General features: G+C 32.5%; 22 protein-coding genes. 13 read left to right on the top strand and 9 right to left on the bottom strand.

Annotated elements, in window-relative coordinates; translation table 11 throughout:
• Nucleotides 1-14: 14 nt before the first annotated feature.
• Nucleotides 15-446 carry a copper chaperone PCu(A)C gene (locus CIGNP85_RS05375; protein WP_086225323.1) on the bottom strand — a complete coding sequence of 144 codons (432 nt, stop codon included), beginning with the start codon at nucleotides 444-446 and terminating at the stop codon, nucleotides 15-17.
• 120 nt (nucleotides 447-566) lie between these two features.
• Between CIGNP85_RS05375 and CIGNP85_RS05370 the strand changes: the two genes are divergently transcribed.
• The 3 genes from CIGNP85_RS05370 to CIGNP85_RS05360 are packed head-to-tail and all read left to right on the top strand — an operon-like array spanning nucleotide 567 to nucleotide 2,775.
• Nucleotides 567-1,532 carry a L,D-transpeptidase family protein gene (locus CIGNP85_RS05370; RefSeq protein WP_086234899.1) on the top strand — a complete coding sequence of 322 codons (966 nt, stop codon included), beginning with the start codon at nucleotides 567-569 and terminating at the stop codon, nucleotides 1,530-1,532.
• A 3-nt stretch (nucleotides 1,533-1,535) separates the two neighbouring features.
• Nucleotides 1,536-1,778, top strand: coding sequence for a CmeU family protein (cmeU, locus tag CIGNP85_RS05365; protein WP_086225325.1), 243 nt, complete (start codon nucleotides 1,536-1,538; stop codon nucleotides 1,776-1,778).
• On the top strand, nucleotides 1,771-2,775 hold the full coding sequence (locus CIGNP85_RS05360; RefSeq protein ID WP_086245158.1) for an alanine racemase: 1,005 nt from the start codon (nucleotides 1,771-1,773) through the stop codon (nucleotides 2,773-2,775). The genes cmeU and CIGNP85_RS05360 overlap by 8 nt, the downstream gene beginning before the upstream one ends.
• Before the next feature lie 246 nt (nucleotides 2,776-3,021).
• Here the strand turns inward: CIGNP85_RS05360 and gdhA are convergent, their stop codons facing one another.
• Together gdhA and CIGNP85_RS05350 are read right to left on the bottom strand one after the other, a co-directional pair.
• Entirely contained in the window at nucleotides 3,022-4,386 is a 1,365-nt protein-coding gene (gdhA, locus tag CIGNP85_RS05355) for an NADP-specific glutamate dehydrogenase (protein WP_086225327.1), read from the bottom strand.
• A 118-nt stretch (nucleotides 4,387-4,504) separates the two neighbouring features.
• On the bottom strand, nucleotides 4,505-5,179 hold the full coding sequence (locus CIGNP85_RS05350; protein ID WP_086233421.1) for an MqnA/MqnD/SBP family protein: 675 nt from the start codon (nucleotides 5,177-5,179) through the stop codon (nucleotides 4,505-4,507).
• 386 nt (nucleotides 5,180-5,565) lie between these two features.
• Here CIGNP85_RS05350 and CIGNP85_RS05345 point away from each other — a divergent pair, with 386 nt between their 5' ends.
• The 3 genes from CIGNP85_RS05345 to CIGNP85_RS05335 all read left to right on the top strand — a co-directional run bounded on the left by CIGNP85_RS05345 (nucleotide 5,566) and on the right by CIGNP85_RS05335 (nucleotide 7,795).
• On the top strand, nucleotides 5,566-5,901 hold the full coding sequence (locus CIGNP85_RS05345; protein WP_086287284.1) for a hypothetical protein: 336 nt from the start codon (nucleotides 5,566-5,568) through the stop codon (nucleotides 5,899-5,901).
• Nucleotides 5,885-7,285 carry a hypothetical protein gene (locus CIGNP85_RS05340; protein WP_086287282.1) on the top strand — a complete coding sequence of 467 codons (1,401 nt, stop codon included), beginning with the start codon at nucleotides 5,885-5,887 and terminating at the stop codon, nucleotides 7,283-7,285. Before CIGNP85_RS05345 ends, CIGNP85_RS05340 begins: the two co-directional genes overlap by 17 nt.
• A gap of 69 nt (nucleotides 7,286-7,354) precedes the next feature.
• The gene (locus CIGNP85_RS05335) at nucleotides 7,355-7,795 is read left to right on the top strand and encodes a DUF411 domain-containing protein (protein ID WP_442861931.1); all 441 of its coding nucleotides are present in this window, start codon (nucleotides 7,355-7,357) and stop codon (nucleotides 7,793-7,795) included.
• 130 nt (nucleotides 7,796-7,925) lie between these two features.
• On the opposite strand, the gene CIGNP85_RS05330 is transcribed toward CIGNP85_RS05335, so the two are convergent.
• Together CIGNP85_RS05330 and gltX are read right to left on the bottom strand one after the other, a co-directional pair.
• The gene (locus CIGNP85_RS05330; RefSeq protein ID WP_086287280.1) at nucleotides 7,926-9,173 is read right to left on the bottom strand and encodes a malic enzyme-like NAD(P)-binding protein; all 1,248 of its coding nucleotides are present in this window, start codon (nucleotides 9,171-9,173) and stop codon (nucleotides 7,926-7,928) included.
• A 190-nt stretch (nucleotides 9,174-9,363) separates the two neighbouring features.
• Nucleotides 9,364-10,743 carry a glutamate--tRNA ligase gene (gene gltX, locus CIGNP85_RS05325; RefSeq protein WP_086287277.1) on the bottom strand — a complete coding sequence of 460 codons (1,380 nt, stop codon included), beginning with the start codon at nucleotides 10,741-10,743 and terminating at the stop codon, nucleotides 9,364-9,366.
• Between the two features lie 71 nt (nucleotides 10,744-10,814).
• Here gltX and CIGNP85_RS05320 point away from each other — a divergent pair, with 71 nt between their 5' ends.
• Nucleotides 10,815-11,642, top strand: coding sequence for a SurA N-terminal domain-containing protein (locus CIGNP85_RS05320; RefSeq protein WP_179187373.1), 828 nt, complete (start codon nucleotides 10,815-10,817; stop codon nucleotides 11,640-11,642).
• Nucleotide 11,643: 1 nt separating this feature from the next.
• On the opposite strand, the gene CIGNP85_RS05315 is transcribed toward CIGNP85_RS05320, so the two are convergent.
• The 4 genes from CIGNP85_RS05315 to CIGNP85_RS05300 form a co-directional block, all read right to left on the bottom strand.
• Nucleotides 11,644-12,954, bottom strand: a complete 1,311-nt coding sequence (locus tag CIGNP85_RS05315) for a coproporphyrinogen III oxidase family protein (protein ID WP_086253135.1) — start codon at nucleotides 12,952-12,954, stop codon at nucleotides 11,644-11,646.
• Nucleotides 12,955-13,028: 74 nt separating this feature from the next.
• Nucleotides 13,029-13,694, bottom strand: a complete 666-nt coding sequence (locus CIGNP85_RS05310; RefSeq protein WP_086287275.1) for a disulfide isomerase — start codon at nucleotides 13,692-13,694, stop codon at nucleotides 13,029-13,031.
• Nucleotides 13,695-13,704: 10 nt separating this feature from the next.
• Nucleotides 13,705-14,202: a YajQ family cyclic di-GMP-binding protein gene (locus CIGNP85_RS05305; RefSeq protein WP_086229409.1), complete on the bottom strand. Its 498-nt coding sequence runs from the start codon at nucleotides 14,200-14,202 to the stop codon at nucleotides 13,705-13,707.
• A 2-nt stretch (nucleotides 14,203-14,204) separates the two neighbouring features.
• Nucleotides 14,205-15,137, bottom strand: coding sequence for a D-2-hydroxyacid dehydrogenase (locus CIGNP85_RS05300; RefSeq protein WP_086287273.1), 933 nt, complete (start codon nucleotides 15,135-15,137; stop codon nucleotides 14,205-14,207).
• A gap of 128 nt (nucleotides 15,138-15,265) precedes the next feature.
• On the opposite strand from CIGNP85_RS05300, the gene CIGNP85_RS05295 reads away from it, so the two are divergent.
• From CIGNP85_RS05295 to tsaD, 6 genes are read left to right on the top strand one after another with little or no spacing between them, the layout of a single operon-like run.
• Complete coding sequence (locus CIGNP85_RS05295) at nucleotides 15,266-15,619, top strand: hypothetical protein (RefSeq protein WP_086287270.1); 354 nt, start codon at nucleotides 15,266-15,268, stop codon at nucleotides 15,617-15,619.
• Between the two features lies 1 nt (nucleotide 15,620).
• Entirely contained in the window at nucleotides 15,621-15,932 is a 312-nt protein-coding gene (locus CIGNP85_RS05290) for a hypothetical protein (RefSeq protein ID WP_086225337.1), read from the top strand.
• A 55-nt stretch (nucleotides 15,933-15,987) separates the two neighbouring features.
• On the top strand, nucleotides 15,988-16,731 hold the full coding sequence (locus CIGNP85_RS05285) for a phosphatidate cytidylyltransferase (RefSeq protein WP_086241488.1): 744 nt from the start codon (nucleotides 15,988-15,990) through the stop codon (nucleotides 16,729-16,731).
• A complete protein-coding gene (locus CIGNP85_RS05280; protein ID WP_086268070.1) occupies nucleotides 16,728-17,819 on the top strand; it encodes a 1-deoxy-D-xylulose-5-phosphate reductoisomerase in 1,092 nt (363 codons plus the stop codon). The genes CIGNP85_RS05285 and CIGNP85_RS05280 overlap by 4 nt, the downstream gene beginning before the upstream one ends.
• 56 nt (nucleotides 17,820-17,875) lie before the next feature.
• Complete coding sequence (locus CIGNP85_RS05275) at nucleotides 17,876-19,168, top strand: M99 family carboxypeptidase catalytic domain-containing protein (RefSeq protein WP_236845596.1); 1,293 nt, start codon at nucleotides 17,876-17,878, stop codon at nucleotides 19,166-19,168.
• A complete protein-coding gene (gene tsaD, locus CIGNP85_RS05270) occupies nucleotides 19,165-20,169 on the top strand; it encodes a tRNA (adenosine(37)-N6)-threonylcarbamoyltransferase complex transferase subunit TsaD (protein WP_086234909.1) in 1,005 nt (334 codons plus the stop codon). Before CIGNP85_RS05275 ends, tsaD begins: the two co-directional genes overlap by 4 nt.
• Nucleotides 20,170-20,206 lie beyond the last annotated feature (37 nt).

The following is a 20,206-nucleotide window of genomic DNA, read 5'->3' as shown; positions in this document are numbered from 1 at the left end:
GCTATCTCCTAATATTAATGCATCTTAGCTGGAATTACTTTTTTAACCGGAATTTGGTTTAGTTCATAAGTTTTGCCATTGCTAAAGGTTAAATTTAAATCTATATTGCTATTTTCATTGATTTGATTTTGAATACCTAAAAACATTATATGAAGTCCACCTGGTTTTAGTTCAACTGATGAATTAGCTGGGATTTTGATACTTGGAATTTGTATCATTTTTTTCATACCATTTTCTTCTATGTGAGTGTGAAGTTCAGTTACTTTACTTATATTACTATTAGCTGAAATTAATTCAACATCGCTATTGCTTGTATTTTGAATTTTCATAAATGCAGCGCTGTTTTTAGCATTTGGTGGAGTTGCTTTGGCATATGGGTCAACTAATAAAACTTCAGCTTGTAAAGTAAGCATAGTTATAGCTGCTAAAGAGAAATATTTGAACATTACAATATCCTTATATAAAAATTTAAATAGGCCAAATTATACAGGAATTTAAATTAATTTTCAACCGATTTTGATATAATTTTGGAATTTAAAAATTTATAAAATTCAAGGAAAAACAGAGTGAAAAAGCTTATTTTGCTACTAATTTCAGCTTGTATGATTGCTGGTGAATTAGAAGACTTATACCTTCAAGGTGGTATCACAGCAGTGCAAAAAAAGATAGAAAAAAATCTTCAAAATCCAGAATACTGGAATAATAATTTAAAAGATATGAACTTGACATACGGCTACTATAGTAATAGCGATAGACTTATTATTGCAGTGGATAAAACTGCAAAGCAAATTTCAATAAATAGATATGAAAATGGTAATATTAAGGTGTTAAAAAGCAATGAGATAATCACTGGATTAATGGGCGAAAAACTAGCCGAGGGTGATCTAAAAACACCTGTAGGCGCATATGAGATTACTCGCAGATTTACTCCACCAACAACATATTATGGGCCAGTTGCCTTTAGTCTTTCATATCCAAATTTATACGATAAGATGCGTAGCAGAACCGGCAGCGGGATTTGGATTCATGGCTATCCGATGGAGGGCGATGTAAGAGAAAACGAAGTAGAAACTAGAGGTTGTGTGGCGATGAAAAATGATCTGTTAATAGCCTTTGAAGATGTCGTAAAAAATAATAAATCCATTGTAATAATTAGTGAAAAAGGCTATCCGCAAGCTTTAACTTCAGATATTGCAGTGATTTTTGCTGGACTTTTTGCGTGGAAAAATGCTTGGACGATAAGCGATTTGGATAGATATTTAAGCTTTTATAGTAGTGATTTTCGCCGTTTTGATGGAATGAAATTAAGCGAATTCTCGGCGATGAAAAAAAGAGTATTTAGTAAGAATGAAAGCAAGATAATTGAATTTAAAAACTTTACAATCGTACCATATCCTAGTACTGATAGTAAAAATATTTATCGTGTGAGCTTTGATGAGAGATATAGAGCTGATACATATAATTTTGATGGGCAAAAGGTGCTATATGTGGCTGTAGAAAATAATAAGATGAAAATATTAATAGAGGAGTAAAAAATGAGCGATGATAAAGAGTTAGTTAAAAAGCAAATAGAAGAGTTTTTAGCTGCAAGGGGTAGATTTTTTGAAGTTTTGGATGCGAGTGTGCCTAAAAAGGGCAATAGCACGGCTTTTGACTTTGATGCTTGTAATGAGCCAAGTTTAAAAGCATTGTATAAAGAATTTTACGCATATGATTATGCAGTAAGAAAGATGTTGCCGCATATTTATAAAAAATTTGATTTGAGCTTTAATGTCTGAGATCTTACTCTCTAAGAGTGCTTATGAGCATAATCTTACTCAAATTGCTAAAAAAGTAGGCTCTAAAAAACGAATAATTTCTGTATTAAAAGATAATGCTTATGGGCATGGGGCGCTTTTAATGGGGAAAATTGCAAAAGAGTTTGGTATAGAGATAACCTGCGTAAAAAGCGAGATAGAAGCTAGAGAACTAGCTGGATTATTTAAGAGTATTATAGTGCTTTCTCATCTGCCAACTGGAAATGAAAGTAGTGAGTTTATTTATGCTATTAATGATATTAGGGCTTTAGAGATTATTAGGCCTGGTACTCAAATTCATCTTGCTATTGATACTTTAATGCATAGAAACGGTATAGATGTAAGTCAGATTAAAAGCGCTATAGAGATTATTAAAAGACGAAATTTAGATCTAAAAGGTGCTTTTACTCACTTTAGAGCCAGTGATGAGCATGGGGCAGATTACTTCGTGCAAAAAGATAATTTTGAGCTAGCTAAAATTATGATAAGAGAGCTATTTAATAAAGAGCTTATATTTCATTCTCATAACTCCGCAGCAATAGAAAGAGCTAGCGATGTAGGCGATGAGTATGTTCGTGCTGGTATGGCACAATTTGGATATTCTGGATTTGATGAGAGCTTAGGATTAAAAAAAGTTTTAAAGCTATATGCAAATCGTGTAAGCTCTAGAGTATTAAAAGCTGGTCAAAGCGTGGGCTATGGCGGGGCATTTACTGCTAAAGAAGATATGAATATCGCTACATACGATCTTGGCTATGGCGATGGGTTGCTTCGTTATAATGGTAAAGGCGAGTTATATTTAGCCAATGGCGAGCCAATTTTAGGCAAGATGTCTATGGATAGCTTTAGCTCTATAGATATGGGTGAGAGAATCTGCGTATTTGATAATGCTGATATTTGGGCGGAGTTTTTTGATACTATTAATTATGATATTTTAGTTAAGCTTAGCCCTACGATTGCTAGAAGAGTAGTGGAGTGATTGTTTAAATTTTTAGATTTAGACTATTTAATTTTTTTAGACTAAGCAAATTTAGATTAACCAAAATTTGGTTAATAAATTTTTAGATTATTAAATTCAAATCAATTTTTTAGATTAAGTGATTTTTAGATTAATAAAATTCTATTATTTAAATTCAGATTTAGATGATTGAATTTCTTCGGTTATTTGATTTTTAATTTTGAACCACATAAATGGCTCAGCCGACGCATTGTCGGCTAGAGTTTATTATACATATCCTTGATCGATCATCGCATCAGCGACTTTTCTAAATCCTGCGATATTTGCGCCTAGAACAAGGTTGCCCGGTACGCCAAATTCAACAGAAGTTTCATAACTAGCTTCAAAGATATTTGTCATAATGCGGTGAAGTTTGCTATCTACTTCATCGAAAGTCCATTTTTGCATACTTGCGTTTTGTGCCATTTCCAATCCACTAGTTGCCACACCGCCAGCATTTGCAGCCTTAGCAGGGCCAAATAAGAAATCTTTTTTGCTAAGCATAAAGTCAATAGCCTCAAGTGTGCTAGGCATATTTGCACCTTCACAAACTAATCTACAACCATTATTATAAAGAGTTTTGATATCTTCTAAATTTAGCTCATTTTGTGTAGCACTTGGGAATGCAGCATCACATGGAACGCTCCAAATTCCATTTGTACCAGCTTTATACTCGCTAACAGGAGTGAATTTCGCACTAGGTTTAGCCGCTGCGTATTCGCTAAGGCCTTTTCTCTCAACCTCTTTAATGCGTTTTAATAGCTCTACATCGATACCTTCGCTATCATAGATAAATCCTGTTGAATCACTAACTGTTATAGGAAGTGCGCCAAGTTGATATAGTTTTTGAGCTGTATATATAGCCACATTGCCAGCACCGCTTATTGAACATTTTTTGCCTTCTAGGCTGCTATTTTGTTTTTTAAGCATCTCTTGAGCGAAATATACTGAGCCATAACCAGTAGCTTCTACCCTTACTAAGCTACCACCCCAGTCTAGTCCTTTACCAGTCAAAGCACCATCAAAGCGATTTGTTAGTTTTTTATATTGACCAAACATATAGCCAATTTCACGACCACCAACGCCGATATCGCCAGCTGGGACATCTTTTACATCGCCGATTAATTTGTATAATTCATTCATGAAAGCTTGACAAAATCTCATAATCTCGCCATCGCTTTTGCCTTTTGGATCGAAATTTGCGCCGCCTTTACCGCCGCCCATATTAAGACCTGTGAGTGAGTTTTTAAAGATTTGCTCAAAGCCTAAAAATTTGATGATATCAAGGCATACTGATGGATGAAATCTCAAACCACCTTTATATGGTCCAAGAGCAGAGTTAAATTCTACACGATATCCGAAGTGTGAGCAAGGTTCGTTTTTGTCATTCATATAGGTTACTCTAAACATAGTAGTTCTTTCAGGCATTACAATACGATCTATGATTTTGTGATCTAGATACTTTTTCTCTTTTTCTAAAAGTGGTTCTAAAGTATGTAAAACCTCTGTAGCGGCTTGTAAAAATGTTGTTTGACCTGGACTTGACTTTTTGATATTTTCAAGTGTTTGGTTGATATACTCATGTACTGACATTGTAACTCCTATTGTGAAAATGTTTGTAGTTGGATTATATTTAATTTTTCTTAAATTTAATCTGAATATAGAAAAATTTGGGATAATTTTTGGTTATATTGTTACAAATTTACCCACTTTATGGGTAAAAATTATGCTTTTTTGCTAGAGAGATAAATTTTTTTAAAGCTCTTTTTTCTTTGGTATTTACATTATAACTAATGTGCTCTAAATACCATAAAATCAGGCTTGGTGATATATTTCTACTTTTTGAATATTCATTGAGTATGTATTTTGGTATCTTTATTTTTTGCTTTAAGAATTGATTAATAATTTTTTTATACAAATTTTGATTTTTATTACAGCAAAATAGTCCAAAAACAAAAGGTAACCCCGTTTTTTGATACCAAATTTCACCCATATCATAAAATTTATCCCCACCATCTTTTATATATTGTCTTAATGCTTCATCTCCTATTATTATCTCTCCATTAAGCGACAAAATTTTACCAAGCATATTTGAACTCTTAGATGCGGGGTCTAGTTTTTTGGGGCTATTTTTACGCACTAAGACTGATTTTACCGCACCTTTGGCACATATTCCTAAATTTAGTTTTGTGTATTTTGGATTTCTGCTCTCTATGCTTGAGATGATGGCGGCATCGATTCGCCTTTTGCTTAGATCCTCGCATAATTTTGCTGGGGTGCCTTTTTTGAATTCAATAGATTTTTTAGTTTGATTGCTTAGTGGGTAGCGCTTTAAAAATACATGAAATGGAAGCAAATTTAGATAATCAATCTTGCCAAATAGCATATTTAAACCCTTTATAGTGTGTTATCTTTAGCGTCTTTAAAGGCTGAGATTTGTAGCCTTTATGGCTTAAAATTTGGATTAAATATATGGATTATACCCCAAATTTGCTTAATTTTTGAGCCTTAGCGCAAGAGATTGTATCTAAAATAAATCAAAATATATTAAGCTATTTTTCTTATCGCCGATTTATGGATTATATTTCAAATAAAAAGAGATTTTATGAAAAAGTTTGCTTTAGCAACTATTTTTTAGTTTCTGCTCTTTTTTCAGCAGGTAATTTTATCTTTTATTTTAATAATGACAAACTTAGAGTTGCCGATATTAGGGCATATTGATTAACTTTGGGCGATTAATTCGCCTAAAGCTCAACGCAAGAAAGGTTTAAAATGAATATTAGCTTGCTATCATCACATACATTTCAAATTCAAATTAATCAAAAATTGCCAAAAATAGAGCTAAATTTCGCTCAAACAGAGCAAATAAAACAAGATGAAAACACTGATAGATTTGGTAGAAAAATAGAGTATTATGATTATTATGCAGGATCTTACGGAGACATAAATATAGTCCAAAAATATGGAACAACAACACAAACCAAAGAAGAAGCTTTGGATGAATTTATCGCTAGACAAACAAAGAGTATTTTAGGTGGTGCTTTTTATAATTCAACATTTGGTGCGTCAGATATAAAAGGTATATCAGAAAGTGGATATTTTTTTTAATAATGATTATTATCGATATGGCAAAATCCCGCAAGAGTACTACCTAAACTCCTACGCAAACTCAAATTTAATTGATACTAAATTTGGTAAAGCGGAGTTATTTTTAGATTTAGCTGGAGATAATGATAGATTAGGAGTTGGAAGCTTTAGCTCAAATTCGCAGCTTTTTAGATTTGATAGTGATGGAAATGGATTTGTAGATAAAAATGACACCTACTTTGATAAATTAAAAATAAGAGCTTATGATAAAGATGGAAATGAGATTATCAAAAAACTTAGCGAAGTAGTTGATAGTATAAATTTAAAAGATTTCATAGATAGCAAGAGCAATGCCTTGAAAAAACTTGAAGCTCAAAAAGATAATTATGGAACAATAGAAGCTTATGAAAACTCATTACAATCGCTAAAAGATTATAATCCATACTCTATTTTTAAGCCTGAAGTAAGATATGAAAGTATGAATGAGAATGATATAAAAGAGCTCTCAAAACTAGCCGATGAAGATGGCTGGATAGATATAAATTCAAATTTGGGAGCTTTTAATGGATTGCTTGGGATTGCTTATGCTAAGCAAGGAGTTGATGGGAGTTATAGATTAGAAGAGTTATCGAGTTATCCGCATACTACAAATTTTGGCTTTAATAATGTATTTGATACAACAACCAAAGAGTACTATTGGCGAGATAGCGATAAAAACTCTTATCAAAATCAACAATACACGAGATTTATGAATTTATATAATGATTATATGAGCGAGCTTAAAAATAGAGATGATTATATAAATGAATTTGATGATGAAACAAAGGCAAAGTATCAAAATGTAAAATCTAGCGTTATGCTGTCTATAGAGCGCGAATTCACCTCTGCGACCGGACTTAACTTCACCTTAGAAAATCTACAAAAAGTTAAAGATAGCTTTGAAAAAGATAGAGCAAATACCGCAAATATGCTTAAAGACACAGACACATTAACAGCTATAAGAATTAATAAAAATGGCACATTTACCCTTAAATTTAACAGCGGAAGGGAGATAATCGTAAATGAGCTTTATAAAGATAGCGGTAAGGCTTTTGATATAGAGCTAAATTTAAATGCTAAATTCGCCACTCAAATAGAGCTAAATCAAGATATAGATTTGGTGGTGAGCGCAGCTAAAATCCAAGATAAAATCACAGGGCAAATCGAGATAAAATCCCTAAAAGATCTAGGCGTGGAGATAATCAAAAAGTTATCAAATAACAAATTCGCACTCCAAACAAACGATGGTAAAACCATAATCATAGATCAAATTTACACTAGATTTATGCCAAATAATCAAAATGATATAAATTTAATAGATGATAAGGATAAATTTTACCCAAAACCGCTTAGAATTTGGGTTTAAAATAGCTTTAGTATCTGTTTATTATAAAAAAGTATTATTATAAAGATAAAAAATCTAAAAGGAAAAATAGTGAAAAAGTATATTTTTGCTCTTGCTTTGGCTCTACCTTTGTTTGCTCAAGAGAGATTAATCCATATTTATAAGTCGCCATCATGTGGTTGTTGTGGGCTTTGGGAAAGTTATATGGAGAAAAATGGTTATAAGATCAGCTCTCATGCTAGTGAGGATTTTATAAAAATTAAAGAAAAATTAAATATCAAAGATGAGTATCAAAGTTGTCACACAGGAGTTATCGACGGTTACGCTATTGAGGGGCATGTGCCTAGTAGCGTTGTGGATTGGTTATTAGAAAATAAGCCTAATGGCGTGATAGGAATTTCAGCCCCTGGTATGCCTATGGGAAGCCCTGGAATGGAGCAAGGAATAGAGGAGATATATCCTGTAATTTTGATGAAAAATGATGGCTCAAGCGAGATTTTTGGATATTATAAGGGGGATAAAAAGATTTAATTTGTTGTGAAATTTAAATTTAGTATTAAATAAATTTGAATTAAGAAAAAATTTATATAAAATATTGATGAAATTTGATTTTGATAGTGATAACTGCATGATTATAAGCAGTTATCACTAAATTTATAAGTTAAAATAAATTTTTTAGCCTTTGTATATAAGCACTCTCATCAAACTCTTTTACCAGTGCCACTCCATCTTCTACAGCGGCTTTTGCCACGGCTGGCGCAACTGTGAATAAAACCCTAGGGTCAAATGGTTTTGGGATTATATAATCTTTACCAAATTTAATCTCATCTACTCCATAAGCTTTGCAAACCTCGCTAGGAACGCTCTCTTTAGCTAATTTTGCTAGAGCTTGTGCGGCGGCAATTTTCATATTTTCGGTGATCTTTGTCGCTCTTACATCTAATGCACCACGGAATATAAAAGGGAATCCTAAGACATTATTTACCTGATTTGGATAGTCGCTTCTGCCTGTACCGATGATGATATCATCTCTAATCTCATGAGCGATCTCTGGTCTGATCTCTGGCTCTGGATTGGCTAGAGCGAAGATTATAGGATTATTTGCCATGCTTTTTACCATATCAGGCGTTAGAAGTTTGGCTTTAGAAAGGCCTAAAAACATATCAGCACCCCTTAAAGCATCGCCCAAAGTTCTATCATCTGTATCTATGGCAAATTCCATTTTTTGCTCGGTTAAATCATCTCTTTTGGAGTGGATAACACCCTTGCTATCACACATTATGATATTTTTAACACCAACGCTTTGATACATTTTCGCACATGCTATTCCGGCTGCTCCGCTACCGCTTACTACAACTTTAATTTTGCTAATATCCTTGCCATTTATCTCTAAAGCGTTTAATAATCCCGCCGTTGTGATGATGGCTGTGCCGTGCTGGTCATCGTGCATTACAGGGATATTTACACTTTCTTGAAGTTTTTTCTCTATGTAAAAGCATTTTGGTGCGGCGATATCTTCTAAGTTTATACCACCAAAAGTTGGGGCTAGAGCTTTACAAATTTCAACTATCTTATCTGGATCTTTCTCATCAAGTTCGATATCAAAGGCATCTACATTGGCAAATTTTTTAAATAAAACAGATTTGCCCTCCATAACAGGTTTTCCAGCGATAGCACCGATATCACCAAGGCCTAAAACCGCCGTGCTATCTGTGATTACGGCTACTAGATTGCCTTTGTTTGTGTATTTGTAGGCTAATTCGTTGTTTGTCTCTATCTCTATACAAGGTTCAGCAACTCCTGGACTATATGCTAGACTTAAATCTTCAGCACTCACACAAGGTTTTTTGACATTAATTTCTATCTTGCCATCTATGTGATAATCAAGAGCTTTTTGTTTTAAACTCATATTCTTTCCTTAAATTTAACTTTAAATTTTAAAATAATATAGAATTATAACTTAAATTTATTTCATTATAGGTAAATATTTAAATAATAGATAAAATTTATTATTTATGTGTTACTTTTTGTAAATTAAATGGTAAATTTAAGCTATACTTAATAAAATAAAAGCCAGAGCCTTAAGCTCTAGCTAAGTTTTATAAAGATTTTAGGAAGTTTTGGATTCTTGATTTTAACTCATCAAGACCGATAAATTCTATAACTTCAAAGATACTAGGACTTACCGCACTACCTGTGATTGCTATTCTAATTGGTTGGGCTAGATCTTTTAGCTTTTTGCCTTTTTGAGTTAGAAATTTATTTGTCATCTCCTCAACTGCCTTAGCATCCATATTGGCATTACCAAGAGAGTTGGCAAATTCGCTTAAAAGTAGCTTATTATCATCATTTATAAATTTTTTCACAGCATTTTGGTCATAATTTGTTGGTTGATTGATGATAGCAAGAGCCGAAGCTTTTAGTTCTAAGAGAGTTTTTGAACGCTCTCTTAATAGATCTAGTAGCATTTGACCTTTATTTATTGCCCTAAAATCTAATCCAAAATATAGCATATCATCAGCTAATCTTTCAAATGGTAAAGTTTTTATGTAGTGAGCATTTAGCCATTCTAGTTTTGATGGATTATATGTAGAGGCTGATTTGCTTAAATTATATGGATCAAATAGCTCTAACATTTGATGCATACTAAATATCTCATCATCTCCATGGCTCCAGCCAAGACGCACTAAGAAATTTAGCAATGCCTCAGGTAGATAGCCCATATTTTTATACTCCATTACATCTGTTGCGCCGTGTCTTTTGCTTAGTTTTGCTCCATCGCTTCCATTGATCATAGCTACATGAAAAAACTCTGGAATTTTAAATCCAAGTGCTTCATATAGTATAATCTGTTTTGGTGTGTTGCTTAGGTGATCATCGCCTCTAATGATATGTGTAACTCCCATCAATGCATCATCTATCACAACACAAAAATTATATGTAGGCGACCCATCACTTCTAGCGATGATAAAATCATCTAAGATATCCTCGCAGTTAAATTTAATATACCCTTTTACTCCATCGGTAAATTCAATTACTCCATCAAGTGGAGCTTTTATACGAATTACAGGCTCAATGCCTTGTGGTGGTGTGCCATTAAAATCTCTATATCTACCATCATATTTTGGCCTTAACTTCTTAGCTTCAGCCTCGGCTCTCATCTGCGCTAGCTCTTCTTGAGTAGTGTAGCATTTATAGGCTTTGCCATCTTTTAGTAGTTGATCAATATATTTTTTATAAATATCAAATCTTTTTGATTGATACTCTATTTCACCATCATAATCCAACCCACACCAATTAAAGGCTTCTCTAATAGCAATTGTAGCCTCTTGCGAGTTTCTTTTAAGATCGGTATCTTCTATTCGAAGTAGAAATTTACCGCCATTTTTGCGAGCATAAAGATAGCTATATAGTGCAGTTCTAAGCCCACCAATGTGTAAAAATCCAGTTGGAGATGGAGCAAATCTTGTAGTTAGCATTATAATTATCCTATTATTTATTTAAATTTGGATATAATTTTAGCTCAAATTTGCTTTAATAAAGGTTTTATATGATAAAAAATTTAATTTTTACAGCACTATTTTTGGCTATTTGTGCCGATGCTAGATTTGTAGGTGGTTTAGTTGCGACTGTAGATAATGAACCTATTACGACTTATGAGCTAAACACTACGATGACTAAGATGAATCTAAACAAAGAGGCTGCACTAAATCTACTAATAAAAGATAAACTTGAGCTTGCTCAAATAAAAAAGCTAAATATAACTGCAAGTCAATTAGAAATAGAACAAAAGATCGCCCAGTTAGCCAGTGCAAATAAAATGAGCGTTGAAACATTTAAATCAGTTATAAAATCTCGTGGTACAAGTGAAACACAAATGCGTGAAAATATGGAAATATCGATTAAAAAAGAGAAGCTTTATGCTGGAATTTTAAATACTCCAAACCAAAATATCACTCCACAAAATGCTAAAAGATTTTATGAAAATAATTCTGGAATGTTTTTGCAATTTGATAAGGTTAGCCTAATTCGTTATACTTCAAATGATCCACAGGCTTTAAATTTGCAAGCTAAAGATTATAAAGCAAAAATAAACGGAGTGCAAAAAGAGAATTTAAGTCTAAGTTCATCTGAGATTGCTCCTGGGTTAGTTTATATCTTTAATACTACCCCAAATAGTGAATTTACACCGATTTTAGAAGGACCAATGGGGTTAGAAAGATTTTATATAGTAGCTAAAAGTGGCTCAGTTTTACCGCCATTTGAAGTAGTAGAACAAGCTGTAGTAAATGCAATGGTAGAACAAGAAAGAGAGATTGCTATAATGGATTATTTTAATAAATTAAAGGTAAAAGCAAATATAAAATATATAAAATAATCTAAATTTGACTCTTTATTACATTTATTTTAGAGCTATTTTGAAGCTTTGCATCATCTTTGAAAATAGCTCTGACCTTATCCATGCCGATATAAAACTCCTTCATCAAGCTAAGCCATAAATATCTACCAAATTGAGTTGATTCTATATGGTTGTTTTGAATTTTTATCGCACCAACAAGCCTTAAGAGATTGAGTTCTAAATTTAGAGTTTTATATAGATTTATATTGTTTGTTTGATTAAATTTATCAATATCTATAAATCCACTAAAAATTTCGGTCAAAAATAGATATTTTACCCGCTCTTTTGAGCTAAATTTGCAATTTGCAATTACTGAACTTTGTTGGTTTTGAATTTTTTCATTATATTTATTTAGATTAAACGCATTGATAAAAAGCTCCCCACCAAGAAAACTAAATCCACCACTTCCAATTCCTAAATACTCATGTTTTGAGCTTACATATTCATCATTTAGGCTAGATTTTTCTTTAGCGTATGACCAGGCGTTATTTTTATGATAATCTTTGAAATTCTCCTCTATAATAGAGTAAAACTCATACTCGTTATCTTTGTAACTATTGCCTAAAGTAGAAGCAATTTTGTCTTTGGTTAAATTTGATTTCATCAACGGATAAAATGTAATTTGCTGCGCTTCAATACTTTTGGCTAGATTTATATCATTTAGTAGCATATCTTTGGTTTGATTTGGAAAGTTAAAGATTAGGTCTATACTTGTAACCGGTAAGATATTAATTGCATTTTTTAGTTTATTTACTAAATCAACACTTGAGCCAAATTTCTCATATCTGCCAACACGCTTTAAAATATCATCATTAAAGCTTTGCACACCAATACTTAACCGACTAATTAATCCTTTAAAGCGTTTAAGATTTGCAGGTTTTATATGGCTTGGGTCGCTCTCGCATGATATCTCATCTATATTAAAAAGCTTTTTGGCTAGCTCTAAGGTTTTTATCAGCTCATCTTCATTTATAAGAGTTGTGCCACCGCCAACATACATTGAGTTAAATTTATATCCTAATTCATGGATTTGCTCCATTTCTTGGCGAAGATTTTTAAAATACTCTTTAGCAAGGTTTTCATCATAGGCATATTTATGAAATGAACAATATGGACAAAATGTATGACAAAATGGTATATGCGCATATAGCATATAATTTATATTTGGATCTGGAAGTTTGGTTTTACTATTTTGTAATATATCTAAATTTAGTTGAGTTTTTAAAGATCTATTTAACGAATATTTTGCATATTTGAGCGCTAAATTTTGGACTATGGAGAGAGATTTCATCTGCTATAACTCTTTAAAATTGATTTAAATCGCAAATTATAGCAGATATTTTAAATTAAATATTAAATTTAACTTTATTTTAATTTTATAAGCTCAGATATTACCTCTACTAGCTCTTCTTGGCTATTTATGTGTTCAATATTGATAAGGTATTTACCATTTACTATAAATCCAGGAGTACCGCTAATTTTAGCTACCTCTAAAGCTTGGTTAGTTAATTTAGCATACTCTTTACCCTCATTTGAATCTGCGTAATCTAAGATAGATTGTATGCTAGCATTTTTCACCCCATTTGCTTTTAAAATGCTTACAGCTCTTTGGTAGAATTCTTCGCCATTTTTATATATTTTTTTATTTACAAAAGCATCTTCAAAAAAGCCTTTTAATACTTGATGAAAATTCGATTTTGCACTTAGGCTATTTATTCTATTTTTCTCATCTATGCTCTTAGCATAGCCTAAAACCTCGCTCATCACAAAACCAAATTCGCCCATTTGACGCACTTGCCACTCATCATATTTAAGATCCGGCAGGATTTCAGATATAAACTTTAGTGTCCCAGCCCTAAAGTGATTATAGCAGTGAATACATCCATAGCTAAAGATCTCTATAACGCTATTTTGAGTATCTTTAAACTGCGCATGAGAAGGTAGTTTGATATACTCTTTACCTTCAGTGATAGCATTTGCCCCTACTGCTAGTAAAAGTAAAAATGCTGTGATAAATTTTTTAAATTTCATTTTAACCTCTTTATTTTAGATTTTTAAAGCTTAGTGGTAGTTCTAAATTTAAACCTTTTACTAGCTTTATTGTATTTTGAAGCTCATCAATTGACTTGCTTACTACTCTTACTTCATCACCTCTAATTGATGCATTTACCTTGATTTTAGCCTCTTTTATCGCTTTTGTAATTTTTTTAGCATTATCGCTATCAAGGGTATCATTTAGTTTTAGTATGCATTTTGTATTACCGCCACTTGCGTTTTCTCTGCTTTTTTCGCTAAGTGCAACTGGTGGTATTTCTCGTTTGATTAATTTGCTTATTACTATATCTTTTAGCGCATCTATTTTAGAGTCGCTAGAGCTTAAAAGAGTAATGGTTTTATCTTTTTCATTTAGCTCAATTTCAGCCTTTAACCCTTTAAAATCAAACCTATTTGCAACCTCTTTTTTAGCTACTTCTAGAGCGTTTTTGACCTCCATCATATCGACACTTGCACTTATATCAAAGCTATGTTCATCAGCCATTTTTACCCCTTTATGAAATCTTCTATATTTTTAGCACTTAGCTCGATTAATTTTCTTCTAGCTTCTACACTTGCCCACGCAATATGTGGAGTAATCATTAATCTATCTTTATTTTTTACTTTTAATAAAGGATGATCGGCTCTAATTGGCTCTTTTTCAAGCACATCAGTAACAAAATAAATTTCACGCTCATCTATAATTTGGGCGATTTTTTCCTCATCTATTATACCGCCACGACCGCTATTTACAAGCATTGCGCCATCTTTTAGCTGGTTTAGGGCATTAGCATCAAATAGATTTTTTGTATTTTCATTTAATGGAGCGTGAATGCTTATTATATCGCACTGTAAAGCCTCTTTAAAGCTTACTCTTTTAAATTTGCTATTTGAGTTGTTTCCACTTGTTGAATAGTAGCAAACATCGCAACCAAAAGCTTGAGCGATTTTAGCTATTTCAAGACCGATTGTGCCAAGACCAACTACGCAAAATCTTTTACCGCTAAGTTCGAAAATTGGTCTATCTAAATTTACAAATATTGGACTTTTTGCCCAACCATCGCTATTTTTGCCATAGTTTTCATAGTAGCTTGTACTATTTCTAATGGCTAAGATATTGGCAAAAGTTTGTTGAGCTACGCTATTTGTAGAGTAGCCAGCTACATTTTTAACTGGAATATTAGCCTCTTTTGCAGCTTCTAAATCGATATTATTTACCCCTGTTGCGGTTACGCAGATTAATTTTAAATTTGTTTGAGCAATAACATCTTTTGTAATTAATACTTTATTTGTTAATACTATATCTGCATTTTGAAGTCTTTGAACTGTTTGATTAGCCTCAGTCATATTATAGCTAACAAACTCACCAAATTTGCCAAATACAGCATCTAAATCTACATCATTACCTAATGTATCAGCATCTAGACATACTATTTTCATATTTTTCCTTTTATAAGTAATGGCTTTAATATTAACATTTTTTTATTAATTTTGAGCGCTAAATTTGCAAATATTTACAAATTTTGCCGATCTATTTGGTAGAATATATAAAAATAAAAGGTAAAATCATGGCAATAGGTCCAGTAGCAAGTATGGTATATGTAAATCAAAATGCTCCAGTTGCAGCATCAGTACAAAGCGATTTTCAATCTAAGTTAGATATGCAAATAGCAATGAATGCTGCAGCGTCAGCTGAAAAGAAAAAAGAGATCGAAGAAACTCGCCCAACTGAGGAGAGCTACAGAATTGATCCAGAAAATGAGCATGAAAAACAGACGCAAAAAGAGGATTTAAATGGGCAAAATCACAAGCCAAAGCACAATGATAAAGAAAGCGATGAATTTGAGCTTGATGAGAGTAATGATGGCGAATTTGATGAAATGGATGGGATTGAGTTTAAAAGATTAGATATAGTGGTGTAATATGAGATATATATTTTTAGCGCTTTTTTGTATAGCATTACAAGCTGGAGATATTAGCAAAATAGATATTGTAGTAGCTAAGCGTGGAATGCTTGGGGCATATATTTATGGAGCTGGCACAAGTAATGTTATAGTAAGTTTTGATGGAGAGAGGATAGAGAGCTGTCGCATTGATGGAGTTAGCAGTTTACTAGATAGAGTAGTAAGGCAGTGGGCTTTGCAATGTAAGCTACCAAATAGGGCTGGAAAGGTTGAGATAAAATATTTTGATACATATAATAAGCGTCAAACAGTAGCCAAATTCATCAACTAAATTTGGTTAAATTTTAGCTAAATTTGGGTAAAATCACAGCTTTTAAGGATTGTTTATGAAAAAGAGAATTTTTGTTGGGGTCGCTTTGTTTGCGGCGTTTTTGGCAGTTGTGGTGCTAGATATTTTTTGGCTAAATTTTGCTATTTTTGGCGTACTTTTGGCTATTGCTGTGCTAGAGAGTCTAAAGCTTTATGGACTTAAGGAAAAGTCGCTTGCAGTGATTGCAGTGGCATTTTTTACACTACTACCTTTTATTGGTGGAATTCAAGATATTTTTAAGATAATACTTCTAAATTTGATTGTAGTAGCTAGTGTTTTAGCATATACTAAAAATGAGAATTTAAAGATAATTTTGCCATTTATATATCCAACTGCACCAATGTTTATACTCTTTGCAATTTATCAAAGTTATGGAATTGCGGCACTATTTTGGCTTATTTTTAGCGTGGTGGCTAGTGATAGTGGGGCCTATTTTATAGGAAAATTTTTTGGCAAAAGAAATTTTAGTGCTTCAAGCCCAAATAAGACTCTTGAAGGTGTTGTAGGCGGATTTGTGATTGGGTCTGTATTTGGTGTGGCTGCTGGGTTATTTTTGATGGATATAGACTTTTTAATTGTTATTTTATGTTCAGTTAGTGTGGTAATTTTTGGGATATTTGGAGATCTATTTGAGAGTTATTTAAAGCGTTTAGCAGGCGTTAAAGATAGTGGTGTAATACTAGGTGAACAGGGTGGATTATTAGATAGAATGGATGGATATCTATTTGGCGTCTTGGCGATGTATATGGTGCTTGTATGATAATTCTTGGTAGCAGTGGAAGTATCGGTCTAAATGCATTAAATTTAGCCAAAGAGTATAACTTAAAAGTCGATGCTTTAGCATGTAAAAGTAGCCTTAAAGTATTAAATGCACAAATAGAGGAATTTTCTCCAAAATTAGTATATATAGATGATGATAGCTTAAAACCTTTGGTAAATCACAAATTTGTTTTTAGCAAAAAAGATGGAATAGAGAAATTTTTAATAGCATGTGATGAGCAAAGTCATGGCTTAAAACTTATAAATGCTTTTGTAGGATTTGATGGATTAGTGCCTAGTGTGATGGCTTTAAAGTTGGGATTTGATCTAGCGTTGGCAAATAAAGAGAGTCTTGTAGCTGGTGGGCAATTCTTAGATTGTTCAAAGATTGCGCCAATTGATAGTGAGCATTTTGGACTGAAATTTTTGCTAAAAGATCGCCCAAAGCTACATAGATTGATTATTACAGCAAGTGGTGGTGCCTTTTATGGGCGTGATATTTCTAGTTTAAAAGATGCTAGTGTAGAAGATGCATTAAAACATCCTAATTGGAATATGGGGGCAAAGATTACTATTGATAGCGCTACAATGGTAAATAAGCTATTTGAGATTATTGAAGCGTTTTGGCTATATGGATGCCAAAATATAGAAGCATATATAGAAAGAAAGTCTTTAATTCACGCACTTATCGAATTTAAAGATGGCTCTACAACTGCGCATATATCAAAGCCAGATATGAGATTAGCTATTGCTCATGCCATAGGTCTTAATAATCAAAGAATTATTGAAAATTTAGATATTGCAAAATTACAAAATATAACTCTTGAGCCAATTGATTTAGAGCGATATAGGGCTTTTAGTTTAAAAGATAATCTCTTGCAAAATCCACAAATTGGTGCAATTATAAATGCTGCAAATGATGAAATAGTAGCAGGATTTTTAAGTAAGAAGGTTAAATTTAACTCCATTAGTAGTGCGATTTTTGATGCTTTGGATAGATTTTCTTGTTTTAAACTAGATAGCTTAGAGTCTGTAATCGAGATAAATCAAAAAGTAAGAGAGTATATAAAACATAGATATATTAGTTAAATTTTATCAATTTTTAACAAAAAATTATTAAAATATGAGAAATTAAAGGAATTATATTGCGTAAAATTATTGCATTTTTAACTATTTTTATATTTGCTAGTTATGCTTATGGCGAGTTTTCTTTAATAAAACTTGGTATTGATAATAACAATACTGTACTTGTAACTGGCGGAATTCAAGGCGATGAACCAGGTGGATTTATGTCTGCTAATTTATTAGCTCGTGGATATGAGATTACATCAGGATCGCTATATGTAGTGCCAAATTTAAATATGCCAAGCATTATTAAAAAATCTCGTGGCATAAATGGAGATATGAATCGCAAATTTGATACACTTTCAGATAAAGACCCTGAAAAAGATATAGTAGAACAGATTAAATCTTTGGTTTTACAACCTAATATTACTATGCTTATAAATTTGCACGATGGAAGTGGTTTTTATCGTCCAAAATATATAAATAAAATGATGAATCCAAATCGCTGGGGAAATATTGCTATTATTGACCAAGCAACTCTGCCAAATGTTATATATGGCGATTTAGAAGTTACTGCAAATAAGGTAGTAAAAGAGTTAAATAAGCACCTTTTAGATCCAAAGCATACATACCATTTACGCAACACGCATACAGCCAAAGGTGATAAAGAGATGTTAAAGAGCCTTTCATATTTTGCGATAAAAAATGGTAAGGCAGCATATGCAAATGAAGCGAGTAAAACCTTGCCGGTGCATGAGAGAGTTTATTATCACTTAATTGCAGTAGAAGAGTATTTAAAGCTAGCTGGGATCGAATTTAAGCGTAAATTTGAGCTAACACCGCAAGGCGTTAAAAAGGCGCTTGATGAGGATTTATCTGTTTTAGTGTGCGGAAAGTTTATGTTTTATTCGCCAAAATCTCGCTTAGGTTATATTCCGCTTTCAAATGATGGTGAGCTAGAGTTTGATTGTGATAATGCTTTAGTTGCTCTTACTAAAAATAAAGATGAATATAATATCCATTATGGCAATAAGATTGTAACAAGATTTACGCCGCAGTTTTTTGAGTATTCAAATTTGATTAATGAAATTGAAATTCGCATAGATGAAGGAGAGCCTAAATTTGTAATTTTAGGACAAAAAATTAGTGCTAAAAATAGCTTTGAGATAATCAAAAGAGATGGGGTGAGAACCAATATAATAGGCTATGGCACAACCCCAGTAGATGAAAGCGGTATAAAAATTAGTAAAGATATGATAAAATCACGCTTTTCTATGGATAAAGATGAGTCAATTTATAGGGTTGAATTTTATGAAGAGACAGACTCAAAAGATAAATTTATTGGTATGATTTTGGTGGAGTTTGTAAAGTGATTTTAGGGATTGAGAGTAGTTGTGATGATAGTTCAGTAGCACTTTTGGGTTTAGATTTAGAGCTAAAATATCATAAAAAAATTAGCCAAGAATTAGAACATAGCAAATATGGCGGTGTTGTGCCTGAGCTAGCTGCAAGACTTCATACTGCAGCATTACCAAATTTGATTAAAGAGATTCAGCCATATTTTAAGGATATTAAAGCAATTGCAGTAACAAATCAACCCGGTCTTAGTGTAAGTCTTGTTGGTGGAGTAAGTGTAGCAAAAGCACTTGCTATTGGATTGAATTTGCCATTAATTGAGGTAAACCACCTAGTAGGACATATTTTTTCGCTATTTTTAGAAGAATCTGAACAGCTGCCTCTTGGTGTTTTATTAGTTAGTGGTGGCCATACTATGATTTTATATGTTGATGAAAATGGAGATATTACCACACTAGCTTCGACTGGCGATGATAGCTTTGGCGAGAGTTTTGATAAGGTTGCTAAAATGATGGGGCTAGGTTATCCTGGTGGAGTGGCAATTGAGAATTTAGCTAAACAATCAAATAGTCATAGATATAAATTTACTATTCCATTAAAGGGTGATAAAAGATTAGAATATAGCTTTTCAGGGCTTAAAAATCAAGTTAGATTAGAAATAGAAAAGAGTGTAGCAAATAACAGCCAAGATATTGATTTTGCCGATATCGCAGCTGGATTTGAAAGGGCTGCATGTGAACATATTATAGATAAGCTTAATAGGATTTGTATAGAATATAAATTTAAAAATCTAGGCGTAGTAGGCGGAGCAAGCGCAAATATATATCTACGCAGTATGCTTCTTAAGTTGTGTGATAAATTTGATATAAATTTACTAGTAGCACCAATGGAATTTTGTAGTGATAATGCTGCTATGATAGCAAGAGCTGGATTGGCAAAATTTAAAAAAAATAAATTTACCCAATCAAAAGAGCTAAAAATTAGCCCTCGTTCAAGCTTAAGCTCAATTTACTTGTGATATAATAAGCATATGAGATGTGTAATTTTTTTCCTGT

The sequence above is a fragment of the Campylobacter sp. P0085 genome (assembly GCF_002139495.1).
Classification (GTDB): Bacteria; Campylobacterota; Campylobacteria; order Campylobacterales; family Campylobacteraceae; genus Campylobacter; species Campylobacter devanensis.
The sequence above is the reverse complement of the archived record's forward strand: the minus strand, read 5'-3'. Positions and strand labels throughout refer to the sequence as shown.

Excerpts from the sequence above, each read along its gene's own strand:
- CIGNP85_RS05375 (WP_086225323.1), bottom strand. The coding sequence starts at position 446 with ATGTTCAAATATTTCTCTTTAGCAGCTATAACTATGCTTACTTTACAA.
- cmeU (WP_086225325.1), top strand. The coding sequence starts at position 1,536 with ATGAGCGATGATAAAGAGTTAGTTAAAAAGCAAATAGAAGAGTTTTTA.
- CIGNP85_RS05360 (WP_086245158.1), top strand. The coding sequence starts at position 1,771 with ATGTCTGAGATCTTACTCTCTAAGAGTGCTTATGAGCATAATCTTACT.
- gdhA (WP_086225327.1), bottom strand. The coding sequence starts at position 4,386 with ATGTCAGTACATGAGTATATCAACCAAACACTTGAAAATATCAAAAAG.
- CIGNP85_RS05350 (WP_086233421.1), bottom strand. The coding sequence starts at position 5,179 with ATGCTATTTGGCAAGATTGATTATCTAAATTTGCTTCCATTTCATGTA.
- CIGNP85_RS05345 (WP_086287284.1), top strand. The coding sequence starts at position 5,566 with ATGAATATTAGCTTGCTATCATCACATACATTTCAAATTCAAATTAAT.
- CIGNP85_RS05330 (WP_086287280.1), bottom strand. The coding sequence starts at position 9,173 with ATGAGTTTAAAACAAAAAGCTCTTGATTATCACATAGATGGCAAGATA.
- gltX (WP_086287277.1), bottom strand. The coding sequence starts at position 10,743 with ATGCTAACTACAAGATTTGCTCCATCTCCAACTGGATTTTTACACATT.
- CIGNP85_RS05320 (WP_179187373.1), top strand. The coding sequence starts at position 10,815 with ATGATAAAAAATTTAATTTTTACAGCACTATTTTTGGCTATTTGTGCC.
- CIGNP85_RS05315 (WP_086253135.1), bottom strand. The coding sequence starts at position 12,954 with ATGAAATCTCTCTCCATAGTCCAAAATTTAGCGCTCAAATATGCAAAA.
- CIGNP85_RS05310 (WP_086287275.1), bottom strand. The coding sequence starts at position 13,694 with ATGAAATTTAAAAAATTTATCACAGCATTTTTACTTTTACTAGCAGTA.
- CIGNP85_RS05305 (WP_086229409.1), bottom strand. The coding sequence starts at position 14,202 with ATGGCTGATGAACATAGCTTTGATATAAGTGCAAGTGTCGATATGATG.
- CIGNP85_RS05300 (WP_086287273.1), bottom strand. The coding sequence starts at position 15,137 with ATGAAAATAGTATGTCTAGATGCTGATACATTAGGTAATGATGTAGAT.
- CIGNP85_RS05295 (WP_086287270.1), top strand. The coding sequence starts at position 15,266 with ATGGCAATAGGTCCAGTAGCAAGTATGGTATATGTAAATCAAAATGCT.
- CIGNP85_RS05290 (WP_086225337.1), top strand. The coding sequence starts at position 15,621 with ATGAGATATATATTTTTAGCGCTTTTTTGTATAGCATTACAAGCTGGA.
- CIGNP85_RS05285 (WP_086241488.1), top strand. The coding sequence starts at position 15,988 with ATGAAAAAGAGAATTTTTGTTGGGGTCGCTTTGTTTGCGGCGTTTTTG.
- CIGNP85_RS05280 (WP_086268070.1), top strand. The coding sequence starts at position 16,728 with ATGATAATTCTTGGTAGCAGTGGAAGTATCGGTCTAAATGCATTAAAT.